Consider the following 15,461-nt stretch of genomic DNA (forward strand, 5'->3'; position numbering starts at 1 on the left):
ACAGGAGGAATGACATGAGTGTGCATGAATTGCCGGTTATGCCTGAAGTAGACCGCGATGCGTTTCGCAACGCCATGGCACGGCTGGGCTCCGCAGTGAACATCATCACCACCGATGGCCCGGCAGGCCGCGCAGGCTTTACCGCTTCTGCTGTTTGTAGCGTCACTGACACCCCACCAACGCTGCTGGTGTGCCTCAATCGTTCCGCTTCAGTGTGGCCCACCTTTCGCGACAACGGCCACTTGTGTGTCAACACCCTGGCCGCCGGTCACGAAGCGCTCTCTACGCTGTTTGGCGGTAAAACGCCGATGCCAGAGCGCTTCGCCGAGGCGGGATGGCACACGCTGACGACCGGCTCTCCTCTGCTGGAGGGCGCGCTGGTCTCATTCGATTGTAAAGTCTCGCAGGTGGTCAGCGTCGGTACACACGATGTGCTGTTCTGTGAAGTCCTGGCATTAGCACGCAACGACGACTCGCATGGCCTGGCATGGTTTGACCGTGGATATCATCACCTTTTGCGGCAGGATGCCCGCTAATGCCGCGTTGTGCGGCCCAATCCCACTGACATCCTGGAGAGCAAGATGGCGAATTCCTGGTTCCCCCGCTGGCAGAAAAAGTCAGCCATGACTGAAAATGGGCTGATTGCGCCGGATGAAACGCTGCCACTCGGGCAGACCGTTGTCCTTGGCCTGCAGCATGCTGTAGCAATGTTTGGCGCAACGGTACTGATGCCGCTGTTAATGGGACTGGACCCCAATCTGGCGATTCTGGTTTCCGGTATCGGTACGTTGCTGTTCTTTGTGGTCACCGGTGGCCGCGTACCCAGCTATCTGGGCTCCAGTGCGGCGTTTGTCGGGGTGATCATTGCCGTCACCGGATTTAACGGACAAGGGCTAAACCCCAATCTGGCGCTGGCTTTAGGCGGAGTGATTGCCTGCGGTGCGCTCTACACCTTGATTGGTTTCGTGGTGATGAAAGTGGGCACCGGCTGGATTGAACGTCTCATGCCACCGGTGGTGACGGGCGCGGTGGTGATGGCGATTGGCCTCAATCTGGCGCCGATTGCGGTGCACGGTGTGTCGGCATCGATGTTCGACAGCTGGATGGCAGTGATGACCGTGCTGTGTATTGGCGTGGTGGCGGTGTTTACTCGCGGCATGGTTCAACGTCTGCTGATTCTGGTTGGGTTGATTGTCGCCTGGGCCCTCTACGCACTGCTGACCAATGTGATGGGATTCGGTAAACCGGTGGATTTTAGTGGCCTGGCCACTGCCCCCTGGTTCGGACTGCCGCACACCACGGCACCCGTATTTGATATGCAAGCGATTGTGATGATTGCCCCTGTGGCGATCATTCTGGTGGCAGAGAATCTGGGTCATATCAAAGCGGTAGCGGGTATGACGGGGCGTAATCTTGACCCCTGGATGGGCCGTGCGTTTGTGGGCGATGGCCTGGCGACCATGCTATCGGGTTCAATGGGCGGTAGTGGCGTCACCACCTATGCGGAGAATATCGGTGTAATGGCGGTGACCAAAGTCTACTCAACGCTGGCATTTGTTGCGGCAGCGGTTATCGCCTTGGTACTGGGCTTCTCACCAAAATTTGGCGCCTTGATTCACACCATCCCTGGACCGGTAATTGGCGGGGCATCGATTGTGGTGTTCGGTTTGATTGCCGTGGCGGGTGCGCGCATCTGGGTGCAGAACCACGTTGATTTCAGCCAAAACGGCAATCTGATCATGGTTGCCACTACGCTGGTGCTCGGCGCGGGTGATTTCTCGTTGAAAATAGGCAGTTTCACCATCGGCGGCATCGGTACAGCGACTTTTGGTGCCATTATTCTCAATGCGATTCTCAAACGTCGCGGTGCCGCACTGGCTAGCCAGGCGGCACGACCGCAGCCTTAAGGTTCTTGCGGTGCCTGATCGGGCACCGCTTTCTTCCGCCGCAGCCGCAGTTCACTGACGATCACCCCGCAGACAATCAGCGCGCCCCCCAGCAATGCCGCCGCTGGCAGTCGCTCGCCCGCAATGCGTCCTACAACTCCTGCCCAAACCGGTTCACCCGCATAAATCACCGTTGCCCGCGTCGGAGAGACACTGCGCTGCGCCCAGTTCATGGTGACCTGAATCAGCGCACTTGCCGCACCCAGACCCAGCGCGCTGAACAACAGCGGCGCGGACAGAGTTGGCACTGATTCGCCATTAGGGATCATAAAGACAAATGCGCAGGCTGAAGCCACCATCAGTTGAATCAAGGTGACACGGCGCACATCAACTTCACCGGCATAACGGCTGATCAAAATAATTTCTGCTGCAATCGCCAGTGTGCTGAGCAGCGTGGCGATTTCGCCCGCATTCAACGTCAGGCTGCCATCTTGTGGCCCTGCCACCAGCACAAGTCCGGTAAAGGCCAACAGAATACCCATCCACGCCATCAATCCCGGCGGGCGGCGCAGAAACAGCCATTGCAGTAACGGGACCACCGGCACATAGAGCGCCGTCAGAAAGGCCGATTGACTACTTGATATGGTTTGCATACCCCAGGTCTGAAGACCATAGCCACCGGCAATGGCCAGCCCGATCAGCGTACCGGCTTTGATTTCCAGCCAGGTCATCTGCTTAAGATAGCGACGGAAAAAAAAGGCCAGAATCAGCGATGCCGTAGCAAAACGTAGCCCGACAAAGAAAAAGGGGCCGGAGTGTGCCATCGCCCGATGTACGACCAGGAAGGTTCCACCCCATACCATGGTGATGAAAATAAGAACCAGTTCCTGACGAGAAATACGCAGGCTGAAACGTGAAGTGGAAACGGACATAACGCACCAGAGTAATCAATTGGCGGTCATTTTTGCTCATGAGGTGGGGCAATTGCAATCGCTGTGACCGCCGGGATAAACCCGGCGGAGGGGAACATCACAGCCGTGTTATTTCTTATTACGACTGCGCCCCCCTTTCTCACCCGCTTCAGAAGCGCGTTGCGGATCGTTTCTAAAATTACCGCCACTGTTTTTACCGCCTTTGCGGCCAGCTTCTGCAGCTCTCTCACGGTCTTCGGCGAAATTGCCTGATCCTCCACGATGTTGAGCCATCATTTCCTCCAGGGATTGAGCATCTGTGGTTAGGACTTTTCATCCAATGAGGTGAAAAGCAAGGCGGTGGAATGTCCGTACCGCCTGCTGAAAGAATAGCCAATGACACGCAAGATCTGGCTGATATTCATACTTTGAAACACATAATCCTCTTATTTATCACATCAAAACCAGATAAATGTCCGGCATACAGGCGGTTAGTCGTGCTTTTAGCATAACGGCTCATCAGCATGAATAACCTCTTTCCAGCACCCCGCGCAAGCTCTTCTATACTTCTGAATACTCATCACTCTTAGCAGGATGGAAACCATGGCAAAAATTTTGGTGCTTTATTATTCCATGTATGGACATATCGAAACCATGGCGCAAGCCGTGGCTGAAGGCGCAAAAAGCGTGAGCGGCGCAGAAGTAACGATTTTGCGCGTGCCAGAGAGTATGGAAGCTGAACGGTTTGCTCAGGTCGGAGGCAAAGTTAATCAAGCCGCCGCAGAAGCGAAACCGGAAGATCTACCGCAGTATGACGCGATTATTGTTGGCACACCGACCCGCTTCGGCAACATGGCCGGACAGATGCGCAATTTCTGGGACCGCACTGGCGGTTTATGGGCCTCAGGCGCGCTTTACGGCAAACTCGCCAGTGTCTTTGCTTCCACGGGGACTGGGGGTGGACAGGAGCAGACCATCACGTCGGTGTGGACCACCCTCGCCCATCACGGCATGGTGATTGTGCCGATTGGCTATGGCACCAAACAACTCTTCGATATTTCTCAGGTTCGCGGCGGGACACCTTATGGCGCCACCACCATCGCGGGTGGTGATGGTTCACGACAGCCCTCTGCCGAAGAACTGGAAATTGCCCGCTATCAGGGCCAATACGTCGCTGGACTGGCGGTAAAACTGCAAGGATAAATCCACTACAGGAGACTTTTATGGCCACAGAACAGTCAAAAGCTCACCACGTGGGCGAATGGGCCACGCTGCGCCACACCTCACCAGAAATTGCCGAAGCAATTTTCGAAGTGGCGAACTATGACGAACGACTCGCGGAAGAAATTTGGCGTCAGCAAGGTAGCGATGATGTGCTGCTCCGCGCTTTTGACAAGACTGATCAAGACGTTTTGACGTGGGACGACAAGACGGTCGAGCGTAAGAACGTTTAAATCACAGGCGGGCTGGTCCCGCCTTTGTCATTTTTACATGCCAAGGAATCCTTTATGTCAGCCTATCAAAGTATCAATCCGGCCAATAATGAATTGCTGAAAACGTGGCCCGCGCATGATGACACTTTTATGCAGCAAGCACTCAGCACCGCAGATGCACTCTATCATTCCGCGTGGAGTAAAGGCGATATGCAACCGCGTTTGCAGGTGCTGCATAAGCTCGCGGATTTGATCGACCAGCGGGTTGATGAACTTGCCACCATTGCCAGTAAAGAGATGGGCAAACTGATTGGGCAAAGCCGGGGCGAAGTGAAAATTTGCGCCCAGATCGCGCGCTACTATGCCGAACACGCTGCGCATCTGTTGCAAGCACAGCCCTACCCCAGCGCAGTGGGTGATGCATGGCTGGAGTACCACCCGATTGGCGTGATCGTCGCCGTCGAGCCATGGAATTTTCCCTACTACCAGTTGATGCGTGTGCTGGCCCCCAATCTGGCCTTAGGTAATCCAGTGCTGGCAAAACATGCCAATATTGTGCCGCACTGTGCCGATGTGTTTGAAAAGTTGGTTGAGGAAGCCGGTGCACCCAAAGGGGCATGGACCAACTTGTTTATTTCCACGGAACAGGTGGCAGACTTGATTGCTGACCCACGTGTCCAGGGTGTGGCCTTGACCGGCTCTGAACGCGCCGGAAGTGCGGTGGCGGAACAAGCCGGGAAGCACTTGAAAAAGTCCACCCTTGAATTGGGGGGGAACGATGTATTTGTGGTGCTGGATGATGCCGACGTCGACGAGGCGGTGCGACAAGGAGCACAGGCGCGTCTGAGCAACTGTGGTCAGGTGTGTACTGCAGCCAAACGCTTTATCCTGCATGAAAAAATCGCCAGTGAGTTTATGGCAAAATTCAGCGTGGCACTGCAATCCGCGACGCCGGGCGATCCGCTGGATGAGAAAACTACCCTGGGCCCACTGTCTTCGCAAGATGCGCGCGATCGCCTGGTCAAACAGGTGGATGATGCAGTGAAACAGGGTGCGCGCGTGGAATTTGGCGGTAAGGTAATTGAAGGCGTAGGTTGCTACTACCAGCCAACGGTATTAACTGGCCTGACACCGGATAATCCCGCCTATTATCAGGAGTTTTTCGGTCCCGTGGCGCAAGTGTATGTGGTGGCGGACGATCGTACTGCGGTTACCCTGGCTAACGATTCTCACTATGGATTAGGCGGTTCGGTCTGGACGCGCGATATTCTGCGTGGGCGCAATATGGCATCACAGATTGAAACCGGCATGGTGTTTATCAACTCCCAGAGCGACACCGCAGCCGAATTGCCATTTGGTGGCGTGAAGCGTTCGGGATATGGGCGTGAACTCTCCGATCTCGGCTTGAAAGAGTTTGCCAACCAGAAGCTGGTGGTGGTGGCCGGCTAGCCATAATAAAAAACCCCGTCGAGACGGGGTTTTTTCATTGCCTGACCACTCAGTTGCTGGCCGGTGCCGGTTGCTGAGCGGGTTTAGTTGCATCAGTTTCCGGTTTGGCATCAGCCTGGGCTTTCTGGGCTGCTGCTGCATCGGCTTTCGCTTTGTCTTCTGCTGCTTTCTGCGCAGTGGCTTTCTCGGCTTTGGCTTTTTCCTCAGCGGCTTTCTGGGCAGCCGCTTTATCGGCTTTAACCTTCTCGTCGGCGGCTTTGGCATCTGCCGCTTTCTGAGCAGCGGCTTTATCCGCGGCAGCTTTATCAGCAGCAGCCTGGTCTTCTTTCACTTTCGCATCATCAGCTGCAGCGGGAGCCGGTTGCGCAGCAGGCTGTTCTGCGGGCGCAGGCGCTGCCGGTTGCAAAGGCGTGCCCTGCAGTGCGGTGTTTAAAGCGGTAGTGAACTGGTCCCAGCTGCAGTAGCCATTGGCATCTGCATCACATCCCGCCAGTTGCAGCGTGACACGCTTCGGTGGATTTTTCAGACTCAACACATCTGCATCGCGCAGTTGTTCAGCCGTCTGATAAACGTACTCCACTTTCAGCAGGTCTTTATTGTTCTTCGCATCATGCCAGCGCTCAAAGACGACCTGACCACCAATTGGCGTTTTCTCATCGTTGCCTGGCAGTTCATAAGGTTTAACCTGCAATGCACTCAGCAACGACGCGATGTTGGAATCGTGACCCACCATCACCGTGACTTTCGGCGCGTTGGCTTTGTCTTGATCCACTAACTGGCTGCGGATGTAATCCACCAGCGGCGCAGCCACTTCGCGCGCAACATCGGGAGAGGTAAACAGTGCGTCCTGATAGCCATTTTTAATGGCGGCCAGCGCTTTCCACTGCTCAGGCGTTTTGATCTGCCCCCAGGCAACCTGATCCGCCGGGAAACCTTCGTAATATTGCAAGGTGAATGCATCCACCAGCGAGTTACCGATTTTCAGCGGGCCGTTCACGTTTGGCTCTTTACCATTTTCTGCACTGAAGGTGTTATCACCGCTGCTCAAATCACACTGTTTTTTACCGTTACAGGCCGGTGCAGATTTGTAATCAACAATCTTTTCCAACTGCTGGAAAGCCGGTTTCAACGCCAGCTTTTCATTGGCAGCAGTCATCGCAGCCAGCGCTTTCTTGTTGAATTCATCGCTGCCGTCGGTGATCACCGGATTGAAGATCGGATCCATGGTTCCCATCGCATCTTGATGGGTAACGCTGATATCACAGCCTGGGAACGCGCCAGTAATGAAGTACTGTGCGGTCGCGACAGTGCGCTGTAGGCTATTGGCATACACGAAGATGTTGCTGCTGTCAGGACAGGTACCGCTTTGCACCAATCCCTGCTGTGCCAGCCACTGACGGGTATAGTTACCCATGTAGACTTCCAGCACGCCACCTTTGGTGGTCAGCTCGCCGCCGGGGACATCCCATTGTGGCCAGCTTTTCTTGGTGGATTGCTCAAGCACGCTTCCGTTGTTCGCCAACGGTGCACGTAAATTGTGACGACTCAGCATCAGCACCTGCTGCAGCTGCATATCCCCCTCTGCCGCATAAGCAGACATACCCATTGGGAGCGCAGCGATAACTGACAACGCGCAAAGACTCAGTTTCTTGATCATTGTGCCTATTCCATAATTCATCAGTGAAACACTCTGGCATTCAAACGATTAGCTCGCCATTGAGCGAATTACCGCACAGTGTAACCCAGCTTGCCTCGGAAAATCGCCAGATGTTTGCAAAAACCGTGAATGGACTATAGCAGTAATCGCGCTTGCCGTCGGGCAACGGCAGCAGTTTGAAAAGCAAAGGGATGTTTTTCGGAATCTCTGAACGCTGAAAAGCAAAAAGCCCGCATCGCTACGGGCTTCTTTAATATGGCGGAGGAACAGAGATTCGAACTCTGGGATGGTTTCCCATCGACGGTTTTCAAGACCGTTGCCTTAAGCCACTCGGCCATCCCTCCGGGGATTTTTTGTTACGACACTCAGCAAGAGTGATGGCGGAGGAGGAGAGATTCGAACTCTCGGATGGTTTCCCATCGACGGTTTTCAAGACCGTTGCCTTAAGCCACTCGGCCACCCCTCCGCAATGAGGCGCACTATAAACATCCCCCCGAACGATGTAAAGCGTCGATTGAATCGTTCGCCTGAAAAACAGTCAAAATGCATTTTTTTGCTGTCAAAATCGCCATTCTGCTCAATGAAACAGCCATTTATCGCGTAAAGATGGGTAAAACGCCTTTGCTGACTTCCAGCCGTTGCGTATTCTCAACCCATATTTGGTGTTCTCTCTCTATAATGGAGCGCATGATGGATAGAATAATTAGCTCGTCGCAGCAGCAATCGCTGATCAGCACCCACAAAGTGCTACGCAATACCTACTTCTTACTGGGCCTCACACTGGCGTTTTCAGCGGTCACCGCCACGCTCAGCACCGTATTTGCCTTACCGTCACCGGGTTTGATCCTGATGCTGGTCGGTTTTTATGGTCTGATGTTCCTGACCTATCGTCTGGCAAATAGTCCTGCGGGTATTCTGGCTGCCTTTGCCTTTACCGGTTTCCTCGGTTACTGCCTGGGGCCAATTCTCAGCTCCTTCCTTGCCGCTGGCATGGGTGATGTGATTGCCATGGCGCTGGGCGGAACGGCGCTGGTGTTCTTCTGCTGCTCAGCCTATGTCCTGACCACCCGCCGTGATATGTCGTTCCTGGGCGGAATGATGATGGCCGGTTTCGTGGTGCTGCTGGTTGCGGTGGTTGCCAACATCTTCCTGCAATTGCCTGCACTGCACCTGGCAATTAGCGCCCTGTTTATTCTGTTCTCTGCCGGTGCGATTCTGTGGGAAACCAGCAACATCATCCACGGCGGTGAAACCAACTACATCCGCGCCACAGTCAGCCTGTATGTGTCGCTCTACAACATCTTTGTTAGCTTGCTGAGTCTGCTGGGCTTTGCCAGCAAAGATTAAGTCGTCAAAGATTGCATCTCTGACCCCGCTTCGGTGGGGTTTTTGCTTTTTTGAATCTGGAGAACTTACAATAGAGCTAATGATGCTGTGAGGAATAACTGTGATTTTTGCCGGTAAAGAGATCGCCACCGATGCGGAAGGCTATCTAAAGAATAGTGCAGACTGGAGCGAAACCCTCGCTGCAGAGATTGCAAAAAACGAAGACATTGAGATGAGCGAAGCGCACTGGGAAGTGGTGCACTTTGTGCGCGCCTTCTATCAGGAGTTCAATACCTCACCAGCGGTGCGCATGCTGGTCAAAGCCATGGCTCAGAAATATGGCGAAGAGAAAGGCAACAGTCGCTACCTTTTCCGACTCTTTCCAGAAGGTCCGGCAAAACAAGCCACCAAAATCGCTGGCTTACCTAAACCGGCTAAATGTCTGTGATTAGCCAGTGGTAAACCTGGCTGGAATTTGCGCTGGCTGATGCGGCTCAACCAAGACCTTATCAACGCGTGCGCTGCGCGGCCCTCCCGCTTTCAGCCACGCGATTAACGCTTCAACCTGTTTATGATCACCCGCTGCCAGCACTTCCACGCTGCCATCGCGGAGATTGTGCGCATAGCCTGTTACCCCAAGTTCGTTTGCCTGCGCTTGGGTGTAATAGCGAAAGCCAACCCCTTGCACAATCCCGTGTATCCAGATTTTGTAGCACGTGTTCGCCATGGCAATCTCCCCTTTGTACATTGCATTTTGCCGCCATCCACCGGAAAATGGCGCCTCATTTTTTCAGGTAAGCATAGCAAACATGACCGTTCGATTGATTCTCGCAAAGGGACGTGAAAAATCCCTGCTCCGCCGCCATCCGTGGGTGTTCTCTGGTGCTGTTGCACGTATGGAAGGTAAAGCCCAGTCAGGCGAAACCATTGATATCTGTGATAGCAATGGCAAATGGCTGGCCCGTGCCGCTTATTCTCCGCAATCACAAATTCGCGCGCGCGTCTGGAGCTGGCAGCAGGATGAGTCAATCGACATCGCATTCTTTGTTCGCGCCTTTGAAAAGGCACAACAGTGGCGCGAGTGGTTGGCGAAGCGTGACGGGCTTGATAGCTATCGTGTGATCGCCGGTGAGTCCGATGGCATGCCAGGCGTGACCATTGACCGTTTCGGCAACTTCATGGTGTTGCAGCTCCTCTCTGCGGGTGCTGAGTACCAGCGCCCTGCCATCCTCTCTGCCTTGCAGCAATGTTTCCCAACCTGTTCGATCTACGATCGTTCTGATGTTGCGGTGCGTAAAAAAGAGGGGCTGGAGCTGGCACAAGGTCCGGTAACCGGTGAACTGCCGCCTCCGTTACTGCCGATTACTGAACACGGCATGAAACTGTTGGTGGATATCCAGGGCGGCCATAAAACCGGTTATTACCTCGATCAGCGTGACAGCCGTTTCGCCACCCGTCGCTATGCGGAGAACGCCCGCGTGCTGAACTGCTTCTCTTACACCGGCGGATTTGCAGTGTCTGCGTTGATCGGTGGCTGCCGCGAAGTGATCAGCGTCGATACCTCACAAGATGCGCTGGATGTCGCAAAACAAAACGTAGAGCTAAATGACCTCGACCTTACTCGTGCACAGTTCGTGCGCGATGACGTGTTCAAATTGCTGCGTCGTTACCGTGACAGCGGTGAGAAATTTGACCTCATCGTGATGGACCCGCCCAAATTCGTTGAGAACAAAAACCAGCTGATGGGCGCTTGCCGTGGTTATAAAGATATCAATATGCTGGCGATGCAGTTATTGAATCCCGGCGGTATCCTGCTGACGTACTCTTGCTCAGGCCTGATGGCGACTGATTTGTTCCAGAAAATCATTGCCGATGCCGCCGTCGATGCCGGTCGTGATGTACAATTTATTGAGCAGTTCCGTCAGGCAGCCGACCATCCTGTGATCGCCAGCTATCCTGAAGGGCTTTATCTGAAAGGGTTTGCCTGCCGCGTGCTGTGACTTGAAAACCTGAACCCTGCCTCCATATTGGTAGCAGGGCACAGTTTTGGGAGGTCACAATGATTACCAGCAAATTTGGAATTGGACAGCAAGTCCGACACCGTCTCTCCGGGGTGCTCGGCGTTATCGTGGATGTCGATCCGGAGTTTTCGCTTGATAAACCCGAGTTGGATGATGTTGCTGCCAGTGAGACATTGCGCATGGCACCCTGGTACCACGTGGTGATGGAAGATGAAGAAGGCGAGCAGGTTCATACCTACGTCGCTGAAATTCAGCTGGCAGGAGAAACCTCCTTCGAGCATCCTGAGCAGCCGTCGATGGACGAGCTTGCCGCTTCGATACGGCAGCAGCTGCAGGCACCCAGCCTGCGCCATTAAAGTAAACGGCGACCTATGTCGCCGTTTCTGTTTAGTGAGTTGACTGCAATAATCCCAGTCGTGGAATTTCAATTTTTGGACATCGGTCCATAATCACTGTCATACCCGCATCCTGCGCCAGTACCGCCGCCTGTTCATTAATGACACCCAGCTGTAGCCAAAGCGTATCTGCACCAATCGCAATCGCTTCTTGCGCTACGCCCCACGCTGCTTCCGCATTACGAAAGACATCAACCATATCGACTTTGCCCGGAATATCCGCCAATGCCGCATAGGCGGTTTGGCCCAGCAGTTGCTGCCCAGCCAGTTTTGGACTGACCGGAATCACTTCATATCCCTGATCGAGCAAGAACTTCATTACACCGTAACTCGGGCGGTCAGCACGATCGCTGGCACCGACCAGGGCAATGCGTTTGGTCTTGCTCAGCACATCGCGAATCGTTTGGTCATTCATGCAATTTCTCCTTTTTTCCACTCGCCTGAGTGTAGATGGCTATGCCTTACATGTTGCAAGTCTTACAGCAGGAATCTTTGCGCGGCAGCACGAATAAATATGTAAAAATGTAAATTTACTGCCATAATGTAATAATTTGCTACACATCACCGATTTTTCCCCACCTTCCGGGAGTTGAAATGAAGCTGTCTTTGGCTGTTACGGGTTTACTCGTGTTGCTCGTATCGGCATCCTGCCATGCCATCACCTTAAAGCTCGATCCTGAGATCGATCTGCTGGTGCTGGATGGCCGCAAAATCTCAGGCTCGCTGCTGAAAGGCGCGGACAGCCTTGAGCTGGAGCGTGGACAGCATCAATTTCTGTTTCGCGTTGAAAAACCGGGGTCAGACGCCACGCATTTTCAGTCGGTGCCGATGATTGTCACCTTTAATGCCAACGCCAGTTCAGTCGCCATTCGTTTACCCTCGCTCGATAATCGCCGTGAACGTAACGCCTTTGATAAGGCACTCAATTTTCAGCTGATCGATGAACGCGGTAATGAAATCGCCAGCGTGCGCGATCGTTTGCCAAAAGAGAGTGATAGCGATCTTGAAAAGGCGATGGTGAATTATAACCGTAATGCTCAGGCGGCTTCCGTTCCACGTTTTGCTCTGCAATCAGCCAGTTTGCCTGATGCCAAAATGGATCTCGATTTTGCCTGGCAGGATGCGGGCGACCTCCCCTCCCTCCAGCGCTGGTTTGAGCGTTTTGATGCCGCCACACGTCAGCGATTTATTAGTTGGATGAAAACCTTACGCGCAAGTTGATAGTGATGAAATGCCAAGGGTAAACTCGTGCCTTAATCACTATCGCATGAGAAGAAACAGGAAGCCCTATGGAGCAGACCGTTCGTACCCTTGAAGTCAAAAAGCATATTGCCCTCGTCGCACACGACCACTGCAAAGCCTCGCTGCTGGAATGGGTTAAAGCCAATCAACCCGCGCTGCAACCCCATACCCTTTATGCCACCGGAACCACAGGCAATCTGATTAATCGCCATACGGGTTTAGACGTGAATGCCATGCTGAGCGGCCCGATGGGCGGCGATCAGCAGGTCGGTGCATTGATTTCAGAAGGGAAAATTGATGTGCTGTTCTTCTTCTGGGACCCGCTGAACGCGGTGCCCCACGATCCGGATGTTAAAGCACTGCTACGCCTCGCCACGGTATGGAATATCCCGGTGGCGACCAATCGCGCCACCGCGGATTTTATTATTCAGTCACCGATGTTTGCGCAGCAGGTTGAGATCCAGATTCCTGATTATCAGCGTTACCTCGCTGAGCGCTTAAAAGCCTAATCCTCAGGCCTTCCGACTCTGCGGTACACCTAACTCGCGGAAGTGCTCGACAAAGACGGAAGGTCGATCTTTATCAAACAGCAGCCACACCTGCTGACGGGCACGGGTTATCGCCACATAGGCCAGTCGACGCTCCTCAGCATCCGGAAAGTCCTCTGGTTGCGGTAACAAGCCCTCTTCCATGATCGATTCACGTGCCTGTGCAGGGAAACCATCACGCCCCTCGTGTAACCCCAACACCATGACAAAATCGGCCTGCTGTCCTTTGCTGGCGTGAATAGTCATAAAATCAATCTGTAATTTCGGCCAACGCGTTTTGGCTTTTTCCAGTATCGCCGGGCGAAGATGATGGTAGCGGGCTAACAGCAACACACGCTCTTCTGGCCTGGCATAACCACTCAATTTATCTAACAACGGCTCCAACTGCTCCTGTGGCAGCAGCGTAACGGATTTCTTGTTGCCCTTGCTCAGACTGTTTAACGGCTTACGCAACTGGTGTGGATTCTGCTGCACAAAGCGGTTGGCAATCTCACCGATCCGGTCGTTAAAGCGATAGGTGGTGTCCAGCACACAGCGATCGCCCTCACCGAAATAGTGATGGAAGGCGGTGGTCAAACTCATTTCTGCACCGCTGAAGCGATAAATTGCCTGCCAGTCATCCCCTACCGCGAAAAGGCTCGTACGCTTATTTTGCTGACGCAGTGCGGTTAACAAGGCTGCACGCTGCGGTGATATGTCCTGGAACTCATCAACCAAAATATGTTTCCACGGGCTGATAAAGCGTCCTTTTTCCAGAATGGCAATCGCCTGGTGAATCAAGCCAGAGAAATCGACTGCCCCCTCTTCTTTGAGTGCGGTTTTCCAGGCTTTCAGTAGCGGAGCCATCAGCTTAACGCGCTTACTGAAATTATCGCGGAAATCTTCGGGTACATCGGCAATCATCGCCGCTTGTGCGCCGCCGTGCATACGCATCAAGCCAAGCCAGCGTTCCAGACGCGAAGCCAAACGTTGCGCCAGCTTGTCATCTTGCCAGTAAGGCCCTTCTGCAACATCCCATTCCAGTTCATCTTGCAGCCATTGCCGCCAGCCGCTCGCCTGCGCTTTTTTACTGCTGCACTGTTCACGCCAGGTATCGATCAATAATTGACGGCGCGCCTTACTGTCGCTTTCGAGCTTGCTGATCACCGGCTGCTTATTGCTGCCTTCACGGATAATATGCAGCGCCAGGGCGTGGAATGTGCGGGCCTGAATGGTGCTTTCGCCTAAGCGCGATTGAATGCGCTCGTTCATCTCTTCCGCCGCCTGGCGGCCAAAGGCCAGCAGCAGTATCTGATCTGGCTGCGCCAGTTTGCGCTTTATCAGCCACCCCGCCCGCGCCACCAGCACTGACGTCTTGCCACTTCCCGCCCCGGCCAATACCAGCAGAGCATCCTCGCCGTTGACCACGGCTTCACATTGGGAGGGATTAAGCGGTGTGGTTTCGACGGTAGAGAAGAATTCGTGATAATCCTTGATAACCTTCGCCGTCCATTCACGGTTACGCTGGCGGATGGCTGCGTCACCTTGCTCAAGCCACTGCTGACAGAACTGCCACAGCGCACGGCAGTTTTCAAAACTATCCAGGCGCGATAGTGGTAGAGGTAAAGCCGAGAACTGGCGTGTAATGTTCTCTTTCACCGCCGCTAACTCACTGCGTTTCAGCCAACGATCCTGCTGGGTGAAGGCCAAAATTTCGTGTTCCAGCGCGGTTAACACCTCCGCACTGACCTCACTCATCTCTACGCTCCACTGCTGCCATGCCTGCTGGAGATAATGGAAAAAGCGCTGTGTTTCCTGCCATTCAGTGCCGTGTAAGCGCACCACTTTCTCTTCTGGTAGCTGAAATTCAAGCTCTCCCCAGACCATGCCGCGCTTGCAGGTAATATTAATTAACTGGTTAAAAGGGATCAGATATTCATGACGATCGCCACTGACTTCCACTCCGGCAGCCAGCAACCGTACCCGGTTGTAGGGATGCTGAGCCAGGCGCTTACCCATTGATGTTGCTTTCAGTTCCATGTCCGCACCGTCATGTGGAATTCGATTATCGCGCAGTTTACCTGTCAGACCCTTGGCGCTCCAGCCTTAAAACAGGCTAAACTTGGCGGCACATATTGCGGATTGCAAAAGGAAAATAGCGTTATGCGCACCGTACTCAACATTCTTAACTTCGTTTTGGGTGGCGTGTTCACCACGCTAAGCTGGCTGTTTGCCACTCTTGTCAGCATCGTGCTGATTTTTACCTTGCCATTAACGCGCTCCTGCTGGGAAATCACCAAACTGTCATTGTTACCCTTTGGCAATGAAGCCGTGCATGTGGATGTATTGCGTCCTGATAGTAAAAGCAACGTCATGAATGCTGGCGGCACCTTTTTAAATATTTTCTGGCTGCTGTTTTTTGGCTGGTGGCTCTGCCTGATGCACATCTCTGCCGGGATTGTGCAGTGCCTGACCATCATCGGCATTCCCGTTGGCATTGCTAACTTTAAAATTGCCGCTATTGCGTTATGGCCAGTCGGTCGTCGCGTAGTGTCGGTGGAAGAGGCCCAGGCTGCGCGTGAAGCTAACGCGCGTCGTCGTTACTGAGGCCGCC

The 15,461-nt window shown here is 53.7% G+C and carries 18 protein-coding genes and 2 tRNA genes; 12 read left to right on the forward strand and 8 right to left on the reverse strand.

The window, feature by feature from the left end; all coding sequences use genetic code 11:
• Positions 1 to 14 precede the first annotated feature (14 nt).
• Positions 15 to 536, forward strand: coding sequence for an NADH-dependent FMN reductase RutF (gene rutF, locus ACPUC8_RS04815; RefSeq protein ID WP_039328937.1), 522 nt, complete (start codon positions 15 to 17; stop codon positions 534 to 536).
• Between the two features lie 45 nt (positions 537 to 581).
• Entirely contained in the window at positions 582 to 1,907 is a 1,326-nt protein-coding gene (gene rutG, locus ACPUC8_RS04820; RefSeq protein WP_039328938.1) for a pyrimidine utilization transport protein G, read from the forward strand.
• Here the strand turns inward: rutG and ACPUC8_RS04825 are convergent.
• Both ACPUC8_RS04825 and ACPUC8_RS04830 read right to left on the reverse strand, forming a co-directional pair.
• Positions 1,904 to 2,818: a DMT family transporter gene (locus ACPUC8_RS04825; RefSeq protein WP_039328939.1), complete on the reverse strand. Its 915-nt coding sequence runs from the start codon at positions 2,816 to 2,818 to the stop codon at positions 1,904 to 1,906. The two genes, rutG and ACPUC8_RS04825, sit on opposite strands and share 4 nt — an antisense overlap.
• A gap of 108 nt (positions 2,819 to 2,926) precedes the next feature.
• Positions 2,927 to 3,091, reverse strand: a complete 165-nt coding sequence (locus tag ACPUC8_RS04830; protein WP_013508570.1) for a con-10 family general stress protein — start codon at positions 3,089 to 3,091, stop codon at positions 2,927 to 2,929.
• Positions 3,092 to 3,400: 309 nt separating this feature from the next.
• Between ACPUC8_RS04830 and wrbA the strand changes: the two genes are divergently transcribed.
• The 3 genes from wrbA to ACPUC8_RS04845 are packed head-to-tail and all read left to right on the forward strand — an operon-like array spanning position 3,401 to position 5,679.
• Positions 3,401 to 4,000 carry an NAD(P)H:quinone oxidoreductase gene (gene wrbA / locus ACPUC8_RS04835; protein WP_039328941.1) on the forward strand — a complete coding sequence of 200 codons (600 nt, stop codon included), beginning with the start codon at positions 3,401 to 3,403 and terminating at the stop codon, positions 3,998 to 4,000.
• Between the two features lie 20 nt (positions 4,001 to 4,020).
• The gene (locus ACPUC8_RS04840) at positions 4,021 to 4,251 is read left to right on the forward strand and encodes a YccJ family protein (protein WP_038647733.1); all 231 of its coding nucleotides are present in this window, start codon (positions 4,021 to 4,023) and stop codon (positions 4,249 to 4,251) included.
• 54 nt (positions 4,252 to 4,305) lie between these two features.
• A complete protein-coding gene (locus tag ACPUC8_RS04845; protein ID WP_039328942.1) occupies positions 4,306 to 5,679 on the forward strand; it encodes an NAD-dependent succinate-semialdehyde dehydrogenase in 1,374 nt (457 codons plus the stop codon).
• Between the two features lie 49 nt (positions 5,680 to 5,728).
• Here the strand turns inward: ACPUC8_RS04845 and agp are convergent, their stop codons facing one another.
• The 3 genes from agp to ACPUC8_RS04860 form a co-directional block, all read right to left on the reverse strand.
• Positions 5,729 to 7,336 (reverse strand): bifunctional glucose-1-phosphatase/inositol phosphatase, encoded by a 1,608-nt coding sequence (gene agp, locus ACPUC8_RS04850; protein ID WP_494925675.1) that lies wholly within the window; start codon positions 7,334 to 7,336, stop codon positions 5,729 to 5,731.
• 256 nt (positions 7,337 to 7,592) lie between these two features.
• Positions 7,593 to 7,680: transfer RNA gene (locus ACPUC8_RS04855), tRNA-Ser, on the reverse strand.
• Between the two features lie 34 nt (positions 7,681 to 7,714).
• A tRNA-Ser gene (locus ACPUC8_RS04860) sits at positions 7,715 to 7,802 on the reverse strand.
• Positions 7,803 to 8,026: 224 nt separating this feature from the next.
• Between ACPUC8_RS04860 and yccA the strand changes: the two genes are divergently transcribed.
• Together yccA and tusE are read left to right on the forward strand one after the other, a co-directional pair.
• Entirely contained in the window at positions 8,027 to 8,683 is a 657-nt protein-coding gene (gene yccA / locus ACPUC8_RS04865; RefSeq protein ID WP_034820380.1) for an FtsH protease modulator YccA, read from the forward strand.
• Positions 8,684 to 8,783: 100 nt separating this feature from the next.
• The gene (tusE, locus tag ACPUC8_RS04870; protein ID WP_039328945.1) at positions 8,784 to 9,110 is read left to right on the forward strand and encodes a sulfurtransferase TusE; all 327 of its coding nucleotides are present in this window, start codon (positions 8,784 to 8,786) and stop codon (positions 9,108 to 9,110) included.
• Here the strand turns inward: tusE and yccX are convergent, their stop codons facing one another.
• Positions 9,111 to 9,389: an acylphosphatase gene (gene yccX / locus ACPUC8_RS04875; RefSeq protein WP_039329006.1), complete on the reverse strand. Its 279-nt coding sequence runs from the start codon at positions 9,387 to 9,389 to the stop codon at positions 9,111 to 9,113.
• 82 nt (positions 9,390 to 9,471) lie between these two features.
• Here yccX and rlmI point away from each other — a divergent pair, with 82 nt between their 5' ends.
• Positions 9,472 to 10,662 carry a 23S rRNA (cytosine(1962)-C(5))-methyltransferase RlmI gene (rlmI, locus tag ACPUC8_RS04880; RefSeq protein WP_494925676.1) on the forward strand — a complete coding sequence of 397 codons (1,191 nt, stop codon included), beginning with the start codon at positions 9,472 to 9,474 and terminating at the stop codon, positions 10,660 to 10,662.
• 59 nt (positions 10,663 to 10,721) lie between these two features.
• Positions 10,722 to 11,039 carry a heat shock protein HspQ gene (hspQ, locus tag ACPUC8_RS04885; RefSeq protein ID WP_058969369.1) on the forward strand — a complete coding sequence of 106 codons (318 nt, stop codon included), beginning with the start codon at positions 10,722 to 10,724 and terminating at the stop codon, positions 11,037 to 11,039.
• 31 nt (positions 11,040 to 11,070) lie between these two features.
• On the opposite strand, the gene ACPUC8_RS04890 is transcribed toward hspQ, so the two are convergent.
• Positions 11,071 to 11,493 (reverse strand): CoA-binding protein, encoded by a 423-nt coding sequence (locus ACPUC8_RS04890; protein WP_039328948.1) that lies wholly within the window; start codon positions 11,491 to 11,493, stop codon positions 11,071 to 11,073.
• Positions 11,494 to 11,672: 179 nt separating this feature from the next.
• Here ACPUC8_RS04890 and ACPUC8_RS04895 point away from each other — a divergent pair, with 179 nt between their 5' ends.
• Entirely contained in the window at positions 11,673 to 12,299 is a 627-nt protein-coding gene (locus ACPUC8_RS04895; protein WP_039328949.1) for a YccT family protein, read from the forward strand.
• A gap of 68 nt (positions 12,300 to 12,367) precedes the next feature.
• Positions 12,368 to 12,829, forward strand: a complete 462-nt coding sequence (locus tag ACPUC8_RS04900) for a methylglyoxal synthase (RefSeq protein ID WP_039328950.1) — start codon at positions 12,368 to 12,370, stop codon at positions 12,827 to 12,829.
• A 3-nt stretch (positions 12,830 to 12,832) separates the two neighbouring features.
• Here ACPUC8_RS04900 and helD read toward each other — a convergent pair whose 3' ends face one another.
• Entirely contained in the window at positions 12,833 to 14,887 is a 2,055-nt protein-coding gene (helD, locus tag ACPUC8_RS04905; RefSeq protein ID WP_494925677.1) for a DNA helicase IV, read from the reverse strand.
• Positions 14,888 to 15,010: 123 nt separating this feature from the next.
• Between helD and ACPUC8_RS04910 the strand changes: the two genes are divergently transcribed.
• On the forward strand, positions 15,011 to 15,454 hold the full coding sequence (locus ACPUC8_RS04910) for a YccF domain-containing protein (protein WP_039328953.1): 444 nt from the start codon (positions 15,011 to 15,013) through the stop codon (positions 15,452 to 15,454).
• Positions 15,455 to 15,461 lie beyond the last annotated feature (7 nt).

Source organism: Pantoea sp. CFCC18177 (genome assembly GCF_059412425.1).

Excerpts from the sequence above, each read along its gene's own strand:
- rutF (WP_039328937.1), top strand. The coding sequence starts at position 15 with ATGAGTGTGCATGAATTGCCGGTTATGCCTGAAGTAGACCGCGATGCG.
- rutG (WP_039328938.1), top strand. The coding sequence starts at position 582 with ATGGCGAATTCCTGGTTCCCCCGCTGGCAGAAAAAGTCAGCCATGACT.
- ACPUC8_RS04825 (WP_039328939.1), bottom strand. The coding sequence starts at position 2,818 with ATGTCCGTTTCCACTTCACGTTTCAGCCTGCGTATTTCTCGTCAGGAA.
- ACPUC8_RS04830 (WP_013508570.1), bottom strand. The coding sequence starts at position 3,091 with ATGGCTCAACATCGTGGAGGATCAGGCAATTTCGCCGAAGACCGTGAG.
- wrbA (WP_039328941.1), top strand. The coding sequence starts at position 3,401 with ATGGCAAAAATTTTGGTGCTTTATTATTCCATGTATGGACATATCGAA.
- ACPUC8_RS04840 (WP_038647733.1), top strand. The coding sequence starts at position 4,021 with ATGGCCACAGAACAGTCAAAAGCTCACCACGTGGGCGAATGGGCCACG.
- ACPUC8_RS04845 (WP_039328942.1), top strand. The coding sequence starts at position 4,306 with ATGTCAGCCTATCAAAGTATCAATCCGGCCAATAATGAATTGCTGAAA.
- agp (WP_494925675.1), bottom strand. The coding sequence starts at position 7,336 with ATGATCAAGAAACTGAGTCTTTGCGCGTTGTCAGTTATCGCTGCGCTC.
- yccA (WP_034820380.1), top strand. The coding sequence starts at position 8,027 with ATGGATAGAATAATTAGCTCGTCGCAGCAGCAATCGCTGATCAGCACC.
- yccX (WP_039329006.1), bottom strand. The coding sequence starts at position 9,389 with ATGGCGAACACGTGCTACAAAATCTGGATACACGGGATTGTGCAAGGG.
- rlmI (WP_494925676.1), top strand. The coding sequence starts at position 9,472 with ATGACCGTTCGATTGATTCTCGCAAAGGGACGTGAAAAATCCCTGCTC.
- hspQ (WP_058969369.1), top strand. The coding sequence starts at position 10,722 with ATGATTACCAGCAAATTTGGAATTGGACAGCAAGTCCGACACCGTCTC.
- ACPUC8_RS04890 (WP_039328948.1), bottom strand. The coding sequence starts at position 11,493 with ATGAATGACCAAACGATTCGCGATGTGCTGAGCAAGACCAAACGCATT.
- ACPUC8_RS04895 (WP_039328949.1), top strand. The coding sequence starts at position 11,673 with ATGAAGCTGTCTTTGGCTGTTACGGGTTTACTCGTGTTGCTCGTATCG.
- ACPUC8_RS04900 (WP_039328950.1), top strand. The coding sequence starts at position 12,368 with ATGGAGCAGACCGTTCGTACCCTTGAAGTCAAAAAGCATATTGCCCTC.
- helD (WP_494925677.1), bottom strand. The coding sequence starts at position 14,887 with ATGGAACTGAAAGCAACATCAATGGGTAAGCGCCTGGCTCAGCATCCC.
- ACPUC8_RS04910 (WP_039328953.1), top strand. The coding sequence starts at position 15,011 with ATGCGCACCGTACTCAACATTCTTAACTTCGTTTTGGGTGGCGTGTTC.